The sequence below is a fragment of the Chromatium okenii genome, from assembly GCF_016583745.1.
In the GTDB taxonomy this organism is placed as follows: domain Bacteria; phylum Pseudomonadota; class Gammaproteobacteria; order Chromatiales; family Chromatiaceae; genus Chromatium; species Chromatium okenii.
On sequence record NZ_NRRQ01000018.1, the window covers coordinates 43,456 to 59,652 of the forward strand.

19 protein-coding genes are annotated in these 16,197 nt (G+C 53.3%); 6 read left to right on the forward strand and 13 right to left on the reverse strand.

Features of this window, described 5'->3' with window-relative positions; translation table 11 throughout:
• Window positions 1–80: 80 nt before the first annotated feature.
• Window positions 81–1,607 carry a YifB family Mg chelatase-like AAA ATPase gene (locus CKO12_RS08735; protein WP_200154355.1) on the reverse strand — a complete coding sequence of 509 codons (1,527 nt, stop codon included), beginning with the start codon at window positions 1,605–1,607 and terminating at the stop codon, window positions 81–83.
• Window positions 1,608–1,620: 13 nt separating this feature from the next.
• Window positions 1,621–1,887 (reverse strand): accessory factor UbiK family protein, encoded by a 267-nt coding sequence (locus CKO12_RS08740; RefSeq protein WP_200154356.1) that lies wholly within the window; start codon window positions 1,885–1,887, stop codon window positions 1,621–1,623.
• 380 nt (window positions 1,888–2,267) lie between these two features.
• On the opposite strand from CKO12_RS08740, the gene CKO12_RS08745 reads away from it, so the two are divergent.
• The 5 genes from CKO12_RS08745 (at window position 2,268) to CKO12_RS08765 (ending at window position 5,404) form a co-directional block, all read left to right on the forward strand.
• Window positions 2,268–2,981, forward strand: coding sequence for a TorF family putative porin (locus CKO12_RS08745; protein ID WP_200154357.1), 714 nt, complete (start codon window positions 2,268–2,270; stop codon window positions 2,979–2,981).
• Between the two features lie 80 nt (window positions 2,982–3,061).
• Window positions 3,062–3,400, forward strand: a complete 339-nt coding sequence (gene glnK / locus CKO12_RS08750) for a P-II family nitrogen regulator (protein WP_200154358.1) — start codon at window positions 3,062–3,064, stop codon at window positions 3,398–3,400.
• 20 nt (window positions 3,401–3,420) lie between these two features.
• Window positions 3,421–4,758 (forward strand): ammonium transporter, encoded by a 1,338-nt coding sequence (locus tag CKO12_RS08755; protein WP_420826835.1) that lies wholly within the window; start codon window positions 3,421–3,423, stop codon window positions 4,756–4,758.
• Window positions 4,759–4,847: 89 nt separating this feature from the next.
• Window positions 4,848–5,024: a hypothetical protein gene (locus CKO12_RS08760; RefSeq protein ID WP_200154359.1), complete on the forward strand. Its 177-nt coding sequence runs from the start codon at window positions 4,848–4,850 to the stop codon at window positions 5,022–5,024.
• A 182-nt stretch (window positions 5,025–5,206) separates the two neighbouring features.
• Window positions 5,207–5,404: an Alvin_2107 family globule sulfur oxidation protein gene (locus tag CKO12_RS08765; RefSeq protein WP_200154360.1), complete on the forward strand. Its 198-nt coding sequence runs from the start codon at window positions 5,207–5,209 to the stop codon at window positions 5,402–5,404.
• A 53-nt stretch (window positions 5,405–5,457) separates the two neighbouring features.
• Here the strand turns inward: CKO12_RS08765 and CKO12_RS08770 are convergent, their stop codons facing one another.
• The 9 genes from CKO12_RS08770 to CKO12_RS08810 form a co-directional block, all read right to left on the reverse strand.
• A complete protein-coding gene (locus CKO12_RS08770) occupies window positions 5,458–6,966 on the reverse strand; it encodes an ArnT family glycosyltransferase (RefSeq protein WP_200154361.1) in 1,509 nt (502 codons plus the stop codon).
• Window positions 6,963–7,940, reverse strand: coding sequence for a VWA domain-containing protein (locus tag CKO12_RS08775; RefSeq protein WP_200154362.1), 978 nt, complete (start codon window positions 7,938–7,940; stop codon window positions 6,963–6,965). Before CKO12_RS08775 ends, CKO12_RS08770 begins: the two co-directional genes overlap by 4 nt.
• The gene (locus CKO12_RS08780) at window positions 7,940–8,440 is read right to left on the reverse strand and encodes a DUF4381 domain-containing protein (RefSeq protein WP_200154363.1); all 501 of its coding nucleotides are present in this window, start codon (window positions 8,438–8,440) and stop codon (window positions 7,940–7,942) included. The genes CKO12_RS08775 and CKO12_RS08780 overlap by 1 nt, the downstream gene beginning before the upstream one ends.
• Window positions 8,437–9,369: a DUF58 domain-containing protein gene (locus CKO12_RS08785; protein WP_200154364.1), complete on the reverse strand. Its 933-nt coding sequence runs from the start codon at window positions 9,367–9,369 to the stop codon at window positions 8,437–8,439. The genes CKO12_RS08780 and CKO12_RS08785 overlap by 4 nt, the downstream gene beginning before the upstream one ends.
• Window positions 9,370–9,846, reverse strand: a complete 477-nt coding sequence (locus CKO12_RS08790; RefSeq protein WP_200154365.1) for a DUF29 domain-containing protein — start codon at window positions 9,844–9,846, stop codon at window positions 9,370–9,372.
• A gap of 343 nt (window positions 9,847–10,189) precedes the next feature.
• Window positions 10,190–10,813, reverse strand: coding sequence for a GIY-YIG nuclease family protein (locus tag CKO12_RS08795; protein WP_200154366.1), 624 nt, complete (start codon window positions 10,811–10,813; stop codon window positions 10,190–10,192).
• A 251-nt stretch (window positions 10,814–11,064) separates the two neighbouring features.
• Window positions 11,065–13,425, reverse strand: coding sequence for a class I SAM-dependent DNA methyltransferase (locus CKO12_RS14935; protein ID WP_242466269.1), 2,361 nt, complete (start codon window positions 13,423–13,425; stop codon window positions 11,065–11,067).
• Between the two features lie 130 nt (window positions 13,426–13,555).
• Window positions 13,556–14,173: a PIN domain-containing protein gene (locus CKO12_RS08805; protein WP_200154367.1), complete on the reverse strand. Its 618-nt coding sequence runs from the start codon at window positions 14,171–14,173 to the stop codon at window positions 13,556–13,558.
• Window positions 14,170–14,796 (reverse strand): hypothetical protein, encoded by a 627-nt coding sequence (locus CKO12_RS08810; protein WP_200154368.1) that lies wholly within the window; start codon window positions 14,794–14,796, stop codon window positions 14,170–14,172. The genes CKO12_RS08805 and CKO12_RS08810 overlap by 4 nt, the downstream gene beginning before the upstream one ends.
• A 200-nt stretch (window positions 14,797–14,996) precedes the next feature.
• Between CKO12_RS08810 and CKO12_RS15375 the strand changes: the two genes are divergently transcribed.
• Window positions 14,997–15,179 (forward strand): aminomethyltransferase beta-barrel domain-containing protein, encoded by a 183-nt coding sequence (locus CKO12_RS15375; protein ID WP_420826836.1) that lies wholly within the window; start codon window positions 14,997–14,999, stop codon window positions 15,177–15,179.
• Window positions 15,180–15,323: 144 nt separating this feature from the next.
• Here the strand turns inward: CKO12_RS15375 and CKO12_RS08820 are convergent, their stop codons facing one another.
• Together CKO12_RS08820 and CKO12_RS08825 are read right to left on the reverse strand one after the other, a co-directional pair.
• On the reverse strand, window positions 15,324–15,467 hold the full coding sequence (locus CKO12_RS08820; protein WP_200154370.1) for a hypothetical protein: 144 nt from the start codon (window positions 15,465–15,467) through the stop codon (window positions 15,324–15,326).
• Complete coding sequence (locus CKO12_RS08825; RefSeq protein ID WP_207146314.1) at window positions 15,464–15,856, reverse strand: hypothetical protein; 393 nt, start codon at window positions 15,854–15,856, stop codon at window positions 15,464–15,466. Before CKO12_RS08825 ends, CKO12_RS08820 begins: the two co-directional genes overlap by 4 nt.
• Window positions 15,857–16,197: the final 341 nt, after the last annotated feature.

Consider the following 16,197-nt stretch of genomic DNA (forward strand, 5'->3'; position numbering starts at 1 on the left):
ATGAGTGGTTATTTTTTAATCTGGTGATTAAAAAAAAGTGACAACAGTTCAGCAATTTTTTTAGGTTTTTAACTGTCAACTCAAGTCGCTCCACCAGCCCCGCGATCCAAACGCCGATAACCAATCGCTTCACTCAAATGCGTCAGCGTGATTGCGGGCGTGGCGTGAAGATCGGCGATGGTGCGGGCAACTTTCAAAATGCGGTGATACGCCCGCGCTGACAGCGCCAGCCGCTGTAACGCCTGCTCCATCAAGCGCCGTCCGGCGTCATCTAACGCACAATCCCGCTCAATCTCCGTTGGGCCGAGCACGTTATTCGGCTTGCCAGCCCGGTGCTGTTGCCGTTCCCGCGCCGCCATCACTCGCGCTCGCACCTGCGCGGTCGTTTCCGTATCCAGCGGACGAGCGCCAGCCAGCCGCGCCACTTCTAAACGCGGCACCTCGATGTGCATGTCAATCCGATCTAACAGCGGGCCGGAAATGCGGGCGCGATACCGCGCAATCTGGTCGGCAGAACAGTGGCAGCGTCCGCTGTGATCGCCCAAATAGCCGCACGGACACGGATTCATCGCCGCAATCAACTGGAATCGCGCTGGAAATCGCGCCTGCCGCGCTGCGCGGGAAATGTCGATATGACCGGATTCCAGCGGCTCACGCAGCACTTCCAGCACTTTGCGGTCGTATTCCGGCAATTCGTCTAAAAACAACACGCCTTGATGCGCCAGCGAGATTTCGCCCGGACGCGGATTGCTGCCGCCACCCACCAGCGCCGCGCCCGACGCAGTGTGATGCGGCGACCGAAACGGACGCTCGCGCCAGCAGCTCGGATCAAACAAATCGCGGTCGCTCACCGAGCGAATTGATGCCGTTTCCAACGCTTCATCTTCCGTCAACGGCGGCAGCAAGCCCGGCAAGCGATTGGCTAACATGGATTTTCCCGTGCCGGGCGGACCAATCAACAGCAGGCTGTGCGCCCCGGCAGCGGCGATTTCCAAAGCGCGTTTGGCGTGTTCTTGCCCGCGCACTTCCGCCAATTCGGGATAACTCGGCTCCACCTGACGCGGCGAGTGCTCCGGCATGAATTCGGGCAGTTGCTGTTGACCGTTGAGATGGGCGCAAACCTCGCTGAGATGTCCGGCAGGACGCAGCACCAAACCGTTGACCAGCGCGGCTTCAGCGGCATTAGCGTGCGGCAAAATTAATTCTCGTCCCGCAGCACGCGCTGCCAGCGCCACCGGCAACACGCCGTTGACCGGACGCAGTGCGCCAGATAACGCTAATTCACCAATGAATTCATACCGCTGCAACGCAGTCGTGACGATTTGATCTGACGCGCCGAGAATGCCGAGCGCAATCGGTAAATCAAACCGTCCGCCTTCTTTCGGCAGATCGGCAGGCGCGAGATTGATGGTGACGCGCCCGTCGGGAAAGCGAAAACGACCGTTGAGCAGCGCCCCGCGCACACGATCTTTGCTTTCTCGCACCGCCATTTCCGGCAGCCCGACCATCGACAGTGACGGCAGTCCGTTGGCGAGATGAACTTCCACCGTGACTGCTGGCGCGTGAATGCCAACGCGAGCGCGGCTGTACAGGGTACACAGTGCCACGAGTGCGCTGCGTTCAGTGGGCGCTGGGTTGTTTGGCAGCCAGCGCCCGTTCGAGCGCGGCGACCTGCGTTTCCAGCGCACTGACTTTGGCGCGAGTGCGGGCGAGAACGGCGGATTGCACCTCGAATTCCTCGCGGGTCACTAAATCCAGCCGCGCCAATCCAGACTCCAGCGAAGCGCGGAGATTGCGCTGCACGTCGTCTTGCAGCACTTGCAATCCTTTGGGCAACGCGGAGGAAAAGCGTTGCAATACATCATCAAACTGTTTGGGATCAAACATGGCAAAAGTCCTGAATAAAAGGATGAAAACGAGGAATGAGGTGGTTAAACGAGTGATCAGTTGGCGGTGATTTTTTACTGACAACCGACAACTGACAACTCATTTAACTGCTGCAAAGTATAAGCCGCCCGCGCCCGCTCGCAGCGCCCTATTGCAGGGCAGCGTCAAATCAGGCGCGTCACCCAGCGAATCAAATTGGTGCGAATGCGACAATCAGGAGCGACACGGCAGGGCACAGTGTTTTGTTTTTGCCGCAGTTCATAAGTGGCATGTAATATGCTGACGACCTCGTGTCAACGCGGCTAACTGTTTTTATCCAAGCAGCGGTTAGTTCTCGTGTTTATTCATTGATTCGCTTGGACCATCTGAGGCTTTTTTACATGAAAGCAACACTCACCCGCGCCGCGTTGACGATGGGCGTATGCGCAACACTCGCCGGTCAATCCGCAGTTGCTGAAGACGGCGGTCCGCATACCGTCACCGCGAATTTTGGCGTGGTCAGCAATTACATCTGGCGCGGTCTCACCCAGACCGACAATCAACCAGCGGTGCAGGGCGGTTTGGATTACAGCCACGCCAGCGGTTTATATGCTGGCGCTTGGGTTTCAAATGTGGATTTCGGCGTTGGCGATGACACCAATTATGAAGTCGATTTGAAAACTGGCTTTGGTGGTGCGGTTAATGATGATTTGCGCTATGACGTGAATCTGCTTTATGTCGGTTATCCCGATATTGATGATGCCGATATGGCGGAATTGGGCGGCAGCGTCACCTACCAATTTTTAACTCTCGGTTTGAGTTATACCATCTATGGACAGGCCGATAACACAGAGCCTTATGACGTTGGCGATTTGTATTACAACGGCGCGTTGAATTTCAATTTGATGTATAACCTCAAGCTGAATGTTCGCGCTGGTTATTACGATTTTGATGCGCCGCAGGTGGTTGATTATACCCATTGGGGACTATCAGTGAGCCGCGATGCGGGCGACTTCGGAACCGTCAGTTTGAATTATGATCAGGTCGATGGTGATGAGCCAGATATGTATGATGAAGACCCCAAAATCTGGATTGGTTGGAATAAAACGTTTTAGGGTTTAATTCTGCCAGTCACGACATCAACCCACTCACCGGGGCGCAATTGCCCCGGTATTGATTCGGAGCACACAGCATTATGAAATTGGTTGCAGCCGTCATTAAACCCTTCAAGCTCGATGATGTGCGCGAAGCACTCAGTGACATCGGCGTGTCGGGCATTACCGTGATTGAGGTGAAAGGCTTTGGACGCCAAAAAGGGCATACCGAGCTGTATCGCGGCGCGGAATATGTTGTGGATTTTTTGCCGAAAATTAAGCTGGAAATCGCGGTGGATGATGAGATGGTTGAGAAGGTGATTGAGGCCATCAGTAATGCGGCGCGTACCGGCAAAATCGGCGATGGCAAAATTTTTGTGTTTGAACTCAATCAAGTGATGCGTATCCGTACCGGCGAAACCGGTTCTGACGCGCTATGACGACATCGCCGGAGGTTGTGATGATGCGAAGAAATCTGAAGGTTGCCGCGCCAGTATTGACGAGCGTGCTGGCGCTGGCTCCGACGCTGGCGTTGGCGCAGGAAGCAGTGCCCACGCTCAACAGCGGCGATACCGCGTGGATGCTGACGGCAACTGCGTTGGTGTTGTTTATGACGATTCCCGGGCTGGCGCTGTTTTATGGCGGCATGGTGCGGGCAAAGAATGTGCTGTCGATTTTGATGCAGTGTTTTGCGATCACGGCGCTGATGACGGTGCTGTGGGTGCTGTATGGCTACAGCCTCGCTTTTTCCACCGTTGGCATGGAACAGGGCGTGGTCAATCTCAATTCGTTTATCGGTGGTTTTGACAAGGTGCTGCTCGGCGGCGTGACCCGTGAGAGTTTGACGCTGGCAATTCCTGAAACGGTGTTTGCGACCTTCCAAATGACGTTTGCCATTATCACGCCGGCGTTGATTGTCGGTGCCTTTGCCGAGCGGATGAAGTTCTCAGCCTTGCTGCTGTTTATGGGGATTTGGTTCACGCTGGTTTATCTGCCGATTGCGCACATGGTTTGGGGCGGCAACGGGGCGCTGATGTGGGATTGGGGCGTGATTGATTTCGCTGGCGGCACCGTCGTTCACATTAACGCGGGCATCGCAGGCTTGGTGGCGGCGCTGGTGCTGGGCAAACGCAAAGGCTATCCGACCACCGCGATGCCGCCGCACAACCTCGGTTACACCGTGATCGGAACGTCGATGCTGTGGGTGGGCTGGTTTGGGTTTAACGCAGGCAGCGCAGTGGCGGCAAATGAGAGCGCAGGTATGGCGATGTTGGTGACGCAGGTCGCAACCGCAACGGCGGCGCTGGCGTGGATGTTTGCAGAATGGATCAGTCACGGTAAAGCCAGCGTATTGGGCATTGCTTCTGGCGCAGTCGCCGGTTTAGTCGCCATCACTCCCGCGTCGGGCACCGCCGGACCGCTGGGTGCATTAGCGATTGGTGCGAGCGCAGGCGTGATCTGTTTTCTCGCCTCCACCAAGTTGAAACGCAAACTCGGTTATGACGACGCGCTGGACGTGTTTGGCGTTCACGCGGTGGGCGGCATCATCGGCGCATTGTTGACGGGCGTATTCGCAGCGGCGAGCTTGGGCGGAGCGGGCTTGGCAGAAGGCGTCACCATCGGCGGTCAATTGTGGACACAAACCAAGGGCGTCTTGGTCACGCTGGTTTATACGGCAGTGGTGAGTTATATCATTCTCAAATTGCTTGATTTAACGATTGGTTTGCGGGTCAACGAAGAGCAAGAAACAATTGGTCTTGATCTCTCGCAACACGACGAACGCGGCTATATTCTTTAAGCGTTCGTTTCAACATAAAAACCCGCCGAGTGGCGGGTTTTTTATTGCCCGCGGCGCGTGTTAATTGCTTTAGTTCAGAGATTAACTGTTTGTTAAAACAACGGTTATGGCATGATTGCGCCAGCAGTTGCTGCACCATTTTCTGGCTGCGTATTGCATTCAGCGGCGTTAGCGATCAATACGCACTGCTGCATTCATCTGGCGCTGCTGGCGCGGCGGTGTCTGCTTCGGCAATGATGATGCCAAACTGCCGCGCCACGCATTGACCACCGCGTCAGCGCAGCACCGCTGATTTCACTATTTTTATCACCACTCTCTCGACCGACGGCTTGCCAACGCCGCCCGTGCTTATGCCGACGGCGCGTTGGCTTGTCGCCTGTTAGAGTAACGCTGTATTCTTATGCACTGACCTCATACAACAAGCGGAATTGCGCGGAGACCGGAAACAATGAACCAGTTTTACTACGACGCCGTCACCAAAATGGAACAACTCGGCGTCGATGATGAATACATTCAAGGTTGGCAGTGCGGCTTCCTTCAAAACCCCAAGCGCGAAGAACAACGTCTGAACGATGCCTATGAAGCGGGCTACGGCGATGGTGAGGAGAAAAATACTGACAATTTCGGCGAGTGGGTAAAAGACTAATCGCGTGGTTGCGGGCTTATAAAAAAAGGCGGTGATTCCGCCTTTTTTTGTGTCTAGCGTTTCGTGTCGCACCAATGCAGATGCCACACTTGCAGCGGCTGGGGACAGGGCGCAGTCGGCGCTGATCCGGGTGGACACGCCGTCACTGCGCGCTTCATCGTGCAATGCAACCCCGGCTGCGGCGGCAACTGCGCAGCGCGGGCAACTATCCACAACGGCGGTTTAATGGTGTCCAGCGCCACTCGCGGCGCAGTTTCACCGCGCAGATATTCCGATGGGCGCGTCAGCCCCGGCCATTGGGTAATCGCTTGATTGTGCGTGTAAAAGCGCAGCATCGCCGTGGTTTGATAGCGATCTGCAAACACCGGCGCATCCAGCATCGTCACGACAGCGGCTAATTCCGCGAAGCCGTGCGTTTCGCGCCCCAACCGCTTGAATCCCTCCGGCAGCGGCATGATGCCAGTCGTCGCCTGCACCGCATAAATGCTCACAATCAACACATTAGCCACTGCTGCGCCCAACACCCAGCGCCAGCAGTCGCCGACCCAACGCACCAGTAACGGTGCTGCCGTCAACAGCGCCATCGCTGGCCAATTCGCCTCCACTGAACTGAAGCTGGCAATCACGCCAAAAAATGCCAATGGAAACAACGTCGCGGCAACTAGCAACGACCGCGCGGGCGGCGTCATCTCACCCAACATGCTCCGCCTTGCCGTCGCATCCACACCACTGACCACTTTGCGCCCGATCACAACGAGCAGCGCCCCCCACAATCCCAACTGCGTCGCCACATATTCCGCCACGCTCGCCACCCGCTCACCGCTGGATAACGGCTCCGGCGGTGGCAACTGCGTCGCCGCCAACGTGCCCATATCCGTCGCCAAACCGTGCCCCAGTTGAAACCGCATCGTCAGCCAGTCGTGTTGCGCGTTCCACAGCAGATGCGGCGCAAACACGATCAGCGCCACCGCTGCGCCGAGATACGGCCAAGGCGTCCGCAGCGCCCGCCAATCGTGGCGGAGCAGCGCCCACAGCACAATCGGGCAGATCAACACCATCGTGTATTTTCCCAGCAGCCCCAGCCCCATCGCCGCACCCGCCGTCAGCCAGCGCCGTCGCGCTCCCGCCAACGCCCGCTCACTTTCGTGCAGCGCCAGCGCCCAGCCCAATGCCAGCGCCGTATCTGGAGTGGTGATAACCCCGCCGATTAACGCCGGCAGCGTCGTGCCCACCACCAGCAGCGCCAGCGCCAATTCGTACCGCGTAAAACCGCAATGACGATAAAAACTGGCGAGCACCAACAGCGTGATCAGTCCAGCGCCGAGACCACCGAGCCGCGCCATCACTGCCGAACCCGGCTCCAGCCACGTCGTCAGTCCGAGCACCGCCACCCCGGGCGGATGATCGAAATAACCCCACGCTAACTGTCGCGCCCAATCAAAGTAATAGGCTTCATCCTGCGTCACCGGCACCAGCGCCGCGATGGCCAACCGCCACAGCACCAGCGCCGCAATCACTGCCAGCGCCAGCGTTTCCGTCCTCAACTGCGCTGGCTGTGTCATTGCCGCCACCACCGCGCCAGCGCCAAACCTACGCTCAACAGCAATGCGCCCGCTGCCGGCCACAGAAATAACGCTCGCTGCGGACGAAACATCCGCTGCTCGCGGTCGGTGGGTTCCAATTCATCGAGCTGGGCATACACCGCCTCCAGCTCCTCGCGGTTGGTCGCAGCGAAAAATTGCCCACCCGTGAGCGAGGCGATTTGCCGCAACGTCGCCGGATCAAAATCATCGCCTTGTCGCCGCAGCCGGATTCCAAACGGCGTACGCACGCCCAACTCACCGCCGCCGATGCCGATGGTATAAACCCGCACTCCCGCTTGTGCCGCTAACTGCGCCGCCGCGATGGGTTCCAAAGTGCCCGCCGTGTTCTGCCCGTCAGTGAGCACAATCAACACCCGCTGACCGGCTGGCTGCTCGCGCAGGCGTTTGATGCCAAGCCCAATCGCATCGCCGAGCGCCGTCTCGCGCCCCGCCAGCCCAATCACCGCCTCATTTAACAACGTCGCCACCGTCGCGCCGTCAAAGGTCAGCGGCGTCTGCAAATAGGCTTGACTGCCAAACAGAATCAGCCCCAGTCGGTCGTGCGCCCGGCGCTGCACAAACCGACTCGCCACCGCCTGCACCACCGCCAAACGTGACACTGCTCGCCCGTTCAGCTCGTAATCGTCCTGTTCCATGCTGCCGGAGATGTCGAGCGCCAACATCAGATCGCGTCCAGCAACCGGCAGTCCGAGCGGTTCGCCCAGCCATTGCGGACGCGCTGCCGCCAGCACCAATAACGTCCACGCCAGCCCCGCAAGCAATAAATGCAGCCAATGCGCACGACCGGCTGGCGCGGTGCTGGCGCTCGGCAATTGCGCAAAAAACGGCAGGCGCAATGCTGCGCCGATGGTTTCTGGCGCTCGCGGCAGCCATCGCGCCAACACTGGCAACGGGAGCGTGAGTAATAGCCACGGCCATTCAAAAGTGAGCATCACATCTTCTCTCTTTGAAAAAGGGCGGTCGGATGCGCTTTGCGAATCCACTCCCGCGCCGCTTGATGCAAGCGTTCAGCATCCGCCGCCGGCACCGCATCCGCCCGATATGCCGCATGACGCAGCACCTGTCCCGCCGTGCTGTCCATAAACTCGCCGCCGCTCGCATCAAGAAATTCTAACCATGCGCGTCCGCTGAGACCGGCGACCTGCGGCGCTGGCCAGCGCGTCAACGCCACCCGCCGCAGCAGTTGTGACACCTCAACCGCAAAGCGGCGTCCGTCGCCATCGACCTGAAATTGCGCGTGCAGCGCCGCCAATTCCCGCAATGCCTGCCGCGTGCTGGCGCGACGTTGGCGCTGCTGCCAGCCGCGCCACAGCAGCCAGATCATCAATAACAATACTCCCGCAACCAGCCACCAGCCCGGCGCGGGCGGCCACCAGCTCATCGGTTCCGGCAGATGCCAAGCGCGTAATTCCAACGCAGTCTCCGGCGTCATCGCGGCGTCCTCAGCCGCGCACCCAGCCCCTGCGCCAGCGTTGCTGCGACCGGTTGATCGGTCGCCACTTGCAGCAAGTGCGCCCGATGACGCTGCGCGAGCTGCTGCAACGTGGTCAGCCGGTGCTGAAAAATCTGTTGATAGGCGCGGCGCTGATCGGCGCGGGTTACATCCAACTCCCGCTGCTGGCGTCCATCGCTGATGAGATAGCGCCCCGGCGGTGGCGCGACCGCTTCCAGCGGGTCGTAAATCAAAATCAGCACCACTTCATGCCCAGCGGTGAGTTGTCCGAGCCAGGCGCTGTGCTCTGCGTGAATGCCCGCAAAATCGCTGATAACGGCCAGCAAACTGCCCGGGCGCAGGTGTCGCGCCAACGCAGTCGCCGCTGCCATCACTGAGGAATAGCCGTTGCTGCTGGCGCGGGGCGCGGCGCAGAGGCGCTCCAATAAAGGCAATAAACCGGCGTTACGCGCCGCAGGTTGGCGATAAAACTGGTGCTGTTCATCAAACACCAAGCCGCCCACGCGGTCGCCGCGCTCCACTGCCGCCCAACCCAGCACGGCGGCGACTTCGGCGGCGATCACGCTTTTGAAAGCGACGCGGCTACCAAACTGCAGCGAGGCGCTTTGATCGACCAGCAGCCACACCGGGCGCTCGCGCTCCTCCCGAAATAACTTGACGTGCGGGATGCCGCTGCGAGCGGTGACGCGCCAATCCATGTGACGCGGATCATCGCCGGGCTGATACACCCGCACTTCGTCAAATTCCATGCCGCGCCCGCGCAGTCGGGACAGATGACCGCCGCTGCGAATCGCCAACACGCGCCCACGCGGAGCGAGATTGAGACGCTGCGCTTGTCCGCGCAACGCAATTAACGTCTTGAGTTCGGGATGAATACCGGGGAATTGAAAGGGAGCAGGTGTGGACATTTAATGATCGAAAGTGCTGGGATAATAATTTTTATCCAATAATTGTGCGATTGAATAAGGACAAACTGGCGGAAAAGTAGCAATTGGCAACTGCGTTTCATCGCTGGCTAATTGCATCGCTTCAGCATAGGCTTCAATAATCGTTACAGCAAGCAGTGAGTTAAGCGCGGGTGATTTTTTTAACCGTGTATTTAAGCGGTTGCGTTGCTCGATAATCGTTGCACGCCAACTGTCACCTTTGTATTCGCGCCAGCGTGCGCTTAAAGTCGTTAATTGATATTCCCACTTTAATAAATGTGCGAGCAAAATCGTCAACCGGTTTTCAAGCTCATGCTGTTCGCTTTTACCCATATCGCTCAATTCTGCCAATAAATGCTCAACATCCAATTCTGCATAACGCCCAGCGCGGAGCAATTCAGCATTGCGTGTTGCCCAAGCGGAATAATCAGTTTGATATAGCGTGCTTAATTCAGTCATGGTCTCAACGCTCGTTTTTTAAGTGGCAATCAATGTTGTTTTTCTCAATGCTGTTGTTATCGCCGGAATCAAAAACCAGTCGCACGAAAGACACGGCTAACGCATGACTATCATAACGGCTACTGTTTCATTTGTCATGTAGCGCCGCTATGCGCATGGCAGTTGCGCAAATTACAGTAAATGCTGCCGTTTAAGTGAAGATACCGCATAAAAAAACCCGCTCACCAAGTGAATTGGGAGCGGGTTTTTTATAGCGCCGATGCGTTATTGCGGGTTGGTACTCAGCAGCGCGTGGTCAGCAATAAATGTCTCCAACCGCTGCAATTAAACTCCAAACTTTTTGTCACTGCATCACTTTCAATGCAGAAGAAGTAAACCATTCCCCACGAATATGATAATCAGCCGCTAACTGGTGAATGTTTTTCTCGTCTTGAAATTTATTAACCGCTTTGCGATAAGCTACCAGTTCAAGTTCACCAGAATTGGCTGTTTGTAGTTGTTGCAGCCTAGATTCAGGGTCTTTACTAATACCTAGCTTAATGTTTCCAGTATTTTTTTCCCGAATGGCGTAAACGTACATATCAGGCAAATTGTTAGGTATTTCAAAGTTATTTAGAGCATAAATTAACTCGGAAGATTTTTTAGCTACTGGTAGCAGTTCAACATGAATAAAACGATTGAGCTTACGTCCGCGTTCAGTATTCGATCTCGCAACTAAATATGTTGCGGCAGGTTCAGCAACAATAATAATTTGCTGTTCACCCCTTGTTGTCTGAATTGGTATAACTTTATTAAAATTTCTTCCAAGACCTCGTTTTATAGACTCAATCGCGTTAGTAGTCGTGGTTGAACTACCCATGCCATCTAGCAAATCACGCAGAACAAACCAAGGATTACCGTTATCATCAGTGATAACACGAATTTGCTGTTGTCCGAATAAAAAGGGGATGATATTACAGTTGTCCATGAAGGACTCCTTAAAATTGATTCTCTTTAAGAAAGCCCCGAAGGGCCGCTGTGGGGCTAAAGACCGCAGTAAGACGGCGGGATTATTCGTGGGATTTCTCCCCTTATTTCTCCGCACCCCCAGCGAAAACTGGAGACATTAAAGCACATAGCTGTCGTGTGTGATAACGCTTACTGAGGTGTTCTTTAGCACCTGAGACATAGAAGACCACAGTCATTAAAAGCTGTCAACTGCAATCAACAAAAAACCGATTAAACACGTTTCCGGCGTTGTGGTTTTTGCGGCGCAAGCGGCGCAGTGAGTTGTTGATACCGCTCGAATAGAAAAGCCACGCGCTCGGCATCGCCACTGAACTTCTGTTTAGAATAGACCGCATCAACGGCTGCATCCACTTGGCGATGTGCTTTGACTAATTCAACCGGCATCGTTAATGGATCATAAAGCGCGGCAAGTGACGCATTCGGCGCTTGCGCACGCGCATCTAATACTGCTTGCGCCGCCTGTCCTATTGTATTGCGCTGTTGACCAGTGATTTTTTCCGGCCACGGGAAATTGTTATAAACGATGCTCGCGGAGTAGCGATAATCACTTTTTAGGCGACCGCATACAGTGCGCATCCACGCCATGTGCATTGCCGAAGTTAAAACGCCAAAATGATAAAGCGTTGCATGAGGAACAATAAGTGCTGCATCGCTAACGACTGTTTGTGAATCAACAAATCCCAAAGGAATATAATGTCTTCGCTCAGATGACACTCTTGGAATAACAAGATAATCAGAATCAGGATGAGAAATAAACGCAAAAAGATTTGGCGTTGCTGCGAGTTGTCGGGTTACGAGCCTTTTACTAGATAAGCGGAATTTTCTGATTAACTCAAGTCTGCGCATTATCGTAGGAAACCGATGCAACTCTTCCGGTTTAGCGTCTTTCAACCACAGACACCATCTTTCGCCACCGTTCAGAAATTCTTCCGCCCCTAAAAATAATCTTAAAAACTGCTCCGCTGTTGGGTTTTCCGTTAAAAACTGTTTTTTCTCAGCGGCAGAAAAAATAAAATTGCCATCGTCAATGGGTTGATTTCCAAAACACATTTCTGGAACGTCGCAAATTGGTTTACTGCGTTTATTAACCACAATATCGGCTGCATTGATAAGATAAGGGTTGATATTGTTTTTTACCTTAGTTTCTGTTGCTTCAGATTGCGCTGTTTCGTAATCAAACAGCGACTTATTCGCCACATCACGCACCGCAAAGCCAATAATCACACAATGCACTGCTGCTTTACCTTTTGCCTCACTTGACCATTGAAACGTGCGATGCGCAAAATGAATTTTAACGCCGCGTTTTAATAAATCTGACCATAACACGCCAACTTGTTCGCCTTGGGTGATTGAATTGGTTGCAACAAACGCGGTTTTAATCTCTGGATTATCTGTCATGTAATCCGTCGCTTGACGATACCAAGCGGAAACAAAATCGAGAATGCCCGCGCCTTTTACCGCGTGAAAAATACTAGCAACCTCTGCACGTTGGGAATCACTCATATATTTTGAGCCAACAAACGGCGGATTCCCTAAAATATAATTTAATCCTGATGGCGGCACCAGCTCGCGCCAATCAATTTGTAGCGCATTGCCATGACGAATTGTTGCGGAATGGGTGAGCGGAATCCGCAAATAGTTTTTGCCGAATTCCTGAGAAGCCACTTGATTCATCTGATGATCGGTGAGCCACAATGCTGTTTGCGCAATCTGTGCCGGAAATTCCTCAATTTCAATCCCATAAAACTGATTCACATTGCACAGAATGTTAAACTCACCCACGCCAATTGATAAATCTTTAGACGCTCCAAACAGTGCCCGCAACACCTCCAATTCAAGCAACCGTAATTCCCGATAGACAATGACCAGAAAATTGCCGCAGCCGCAAGCGGGATCAAGGAATTTTAAGCTGGCGAGCTTTTCCTGAAATGCAAACAAATTGGTTTTGCTCTGCCGTTTCACGCGCTCAAATTCAGCTCGTAGTTCATCTAAAAATAACGGTTTAATCAATTTTAAGATATTGGTTTCCGAGGTGTAATGTGCGCCCAGATGGCGGCGGTTTTTAGTATCCATCACCGCTTGAAATAACGCGCCAAAGATCGCAGGTGAAATCCGCCCCCAATCCAAAGCGCAACCTTCCAATAATAGATTGCGCATTTCCCGATCAAAGGCAGCAGTCGGTAAATGCTCGGCAAACAATTGACCGTTAATATAACGAAACGCAGCAAGCTGCGGATCAAGATGGGTTAAACGGTTTTCGTGCGGTGTATTCAATACTTCAAAACAATTTGCCAGCCATTGCGCCAAATCTTGCCCATCTTCAGCAGTGCGTTGCTCAATTAAATTTTGAAACTGATTCATTTCAAAAATGCCGGTGTGTTCGGCAAATAAACAAAACACCAGCCGCACCAGATACACTTCCAACGCATGACCGACATAACCGCTGCTTTTTAATTTGTCATGCAATAAACCCATGCGCTCGGCAGCTTTTAGATTGATTGAGTCTTGATTTACCCATTCCCGCGAGAAGTGCAGAGCACGATCTTTGATTTTATTCCAAGACAGAGGCATGAGAGACTCTTAAACACAGCAGATACTGGCATCAGTCTGATAATTGTGGCGCAAACGGTGCAACGAAGCAAATAAAAACCCGCTCACCAAGTCAATTGGGAGCGGGTTTTTTATAGCGCCAGCCGTGCGCTTATTTGAGCGCATAGCTTGCGGCAGTATTCTGGGCAAACCAGTCACTATGCCGCACTTTTACCCGTGCTAAAATCTGCGCCAAGGCTTTATCGGCAGTGTAAAGCGTGATGATGCGCTGCGGATGCAATTGCGCCAGCGCATCTAAATAAATCAGAATCGTGGCATCCATGCCATCCAATAATTTAATCTGCCCGGCGTAATGTTCAGATTTATTTTTCAGCCATTGAAACGTTGGCAAATTCACTAGTTGCGCATCATCGCTTAAATTTGCTGCCAATACATGCGGAGATTTCTTTGTATCTGGCCACTGAAAAAACTGATGCTGGCGGATAATAAACCCTTGCATCTGTTTGATATAGGATTGATAACGGAACAACCAAAATTGAAACTGCTCAAAATCGGCGGAAACATCCATATTTTTATGTAGCGTGACACCTAAAAACTCCGCCCACACCACATCAGGTACATAAATGCGATAATCGCCGCCTTCAATCAACTGGCGGATTTTATTGGCGCTGACGAGGCGGAAATGCGGATTATCTTGTTGAAAGCTGGGCATGTACGCCGTCAACCACTGACACAAGATATTCGTATCAATTAAATAAATTGGTTTCATGGCGCATCATTTCCGCGTTCATCCGCAGCATCATCTATCCCGCTTGCACCTTCATCATATTCATCAAACAAATCATCGCCATCTTCTAAACCAAAATCCTCCGGCAAAATAAGGTGCATTCGTTGCAACGCATCCGCATCTGCTAATTGAATTTCTGTTTGTCCATACCACAAACACGCTTCTTGTAAAGCACTTTGTAAATGCAGCGCCCATTGTGGCTGCATTAAATCAAGCAAGCGAAAAGGATGATGATTAGCAAGATATAAAATAGACGGGCGCAATTCGTCGCGCCCATCGCAACACACAATGATTTGCGGGCACGGCGCGGCAGCCAGTACCTGCGCCAGCGCTTCCCGCACGCTGTTACGCGTCGAAAAAGTGTGTTGCAAGATGACGATCACGCCGTAAAGCGCCGGATTAAGCGTTGCCGCCGCGCTCAACGGTTGCGTGTCCAGCGCCCAGTCCGCGCCGAGCGCCGCCGTCATCGCCTGCCGCAGCGTCGCTTCCACGTCCGGCTCGCCGCCAAGCAACAGCAGCGTCGGCGGCGGTGGCGGCGGAATCAGCGGCATCGGCGCGGGCAATTCGCGCACCGCCGTCGTGACCCAGCGCAACAGGTGCGCCACGCTGTCCGCGCCGGTTTCAGGATCAGCATCGAGCTTGTGAACGTAGGCAAAACAGTGGGTGTGGGCGGCGGGGCGAGAAGGAGCGTGGTATGTGGCGGCGAAGAATGTAGAGCATAACGCGTTGATTTTAGAGTAAAATCACGATCATCCGCTTCTGATGGCGGATACGCTCGTGACGGGATCGGTGCATTGGATTGGCGTTGCGCCGGCGCTGCCGTTTTCGTGCGCTGCGCGACTGCGGCACCTGCAGCCGCTTCAGGACTTGCGTAGTCGCGGCAATGGAGGGTGACGACCTTCTGGTGCGATTCGCGCAGCGGCAGCGGGCGGCGACACCCGGACAGTCAGTGGTGTTTTATTTTCGTGACGAATGTTTGGGTGCGTGATTGAAAAAACCGAAAATTTAATCACGAAAAATAAATAAAACAAAGGAAATAATTTTTTAATTTTGGGCTTGACTCCAAATTAATTTTTGATTTATCTTTGTCAACGGTTGCAACGCTAAATCCATTACAACAAGGATTGAAACCCTAATGATACGGCAATAATTCACTCTCAAGTTCAGCAACAAATTGCTGCGCAACGGCAAGCGCCTGAACATAATCCCGTGCTCGAAATGGCGTGAGCACTTCATTCCAGCGCGGCGCAATTTGATGCAGCGGCACTATATTCATGTTTTTTTCACTCGTAAATAATTGGCTAAATTCGTCACCGTTTCCACTCGCGTAGTCGGATTCCAATTACCAGCACCGCGAATCCAATGAATCCGCCAATTACCAGCGTTCGGATGTTGCAATAGCGATTGCACTCCCGCTTCATCCGCGCCGCCGACCACAATCACATTGCGCAGCGTTGCCAAATGCGGATCAAGTGCATGATGCAACACGCCAACTGGATTTTGCTGTAATGGCGTGACTGTGAATTTGAATTGACTTTGCAGCATCACAAAAAACGGATTGTCATTCACCGCTCCCGTGTGTTGCGTTTGGAAAAACAAACGCGGGCGCAGATTATAAACGCTTTTAATCATTGCCGCATCAAGACAAGTGCTTAAAATTGGCACACTTTCATGCAAAAATTCTTACACCATGTGAACTGCTGTTTTTATTGCGGATAAACCTCTTTTTCTAAAATGCTTACGAAATGATCAAGTGCCGCATTGACTGTCTGCACTTGCTGTTCAATGGATTTGAGAAAATTCTCATTCATTTGTAGGAGTTACGCAGTTGACCAAAAATAGCTTTAGAATATAGTCGATCCACCACAAAATGATTGTTAAAATCGGCGCAGCACCTTCAATCCTACTGTTGTGCCGCAATCAATTTATTCTGGCTTGGCTATACAAAGATGAACGCTGCAAAATGTACCGAACAAGATTACATTCAGTTTTTAATCGCTACTCCG

Coding starts and splice junctions, on each gene's coding strand:
- CKO12_RS08740 (WP_200154356.1), bottom strand. CDS start 1,887: ATGTTTGATCCCAAACAGTTTGATGATGTATTGCAACGCTTTTCCTCC.
- CKO12_RS08745 (WP_200154357.1), top strand. CDS start 2,268: ATGAAAGCAACACTCACCCGCGCCGCGTTGACGATGGGCGTATGCGCA.
- glnK (WP_200154358.1), top strand. CDS start 3,062: ATGAAATTGGTTGCAGCCGTCATTAAACCCTTCAAGCTCGATGATGTG.
- CKO12_RS08755 (WP_420826835.1), top strand. CDS start 3,421: ATGATGCGAAGAAATCTGAAGGTTGCCGCGCCAGTATTGACGAGCGTG.
- CKO12_RS08765 (WP_200154360.1), top strand. CDS start 5,207: ATGAACCAGTTTTACTACGACGCCGTCACCAAAATGGAACAACTCGGC.
- CKO12_RS08770 (WP_200154361.1), bottom strand. CDS start 6,966: ATGACACAGCCAGCGCAGTTGAGGACGGAAACGCTGGCGCTGGCAGTG.
- CKO12_RS08775 (WP_200154362.1), bottom strand. CDS start 7,940: ATGCTCACTTTTGAATGGCCGTGGCTATTACTCACGCTCCCGTTGCCA.
- CKO12_RS08780 (WP_200154363.1), bottom strand. CDS start 8,440: ATGACGCCGGAGACTGCGTTGGAATTACGCGCTTGGCATCTGCCGGAA.
- CKO12_RS08785 (WP_200154364.1), bottom strand. CDS start 9,369: ATGTCCACACCTGCTCCCTTTCAATTCCCCGGTATTCATCCCGAACTC.
- CKO12_RS08790 (WP_200154365.1), bottom strand. CDS start 9,846: ATGACTGAATTAAGCACGCTATATCAAACTGATTATTCCGCTTGGGCA.
- CKO12_RS08795 (WP_200154366.1), bottom strand. CDS start 10,813: ATGGACAACTGTAATATCATCCCCTTTTTATTCGGACAACAGCAAATT.
- CKO12_RS14935 (WP_242466269.1), bottom strand. CDS start 13,425: ATGCCTCTGTCTTGGAATAAAATCAAAGATCGTGCTCTGCACTTCTCG.
- CKO12_RS08805 (WP_200154367.1), bottom strand. CDS start 14,173: ATGAAACCAATTTATTTAATTGATACGAATATCTTGTGTCAGTGGTTG.
- CKO12_RS08820 (WP_200154370.1), bottom strand. CDS start 15,467: ATGAATATAGTGCCGCTGCATCAAATTGCGCCGCGCTGGAATGAAGTG.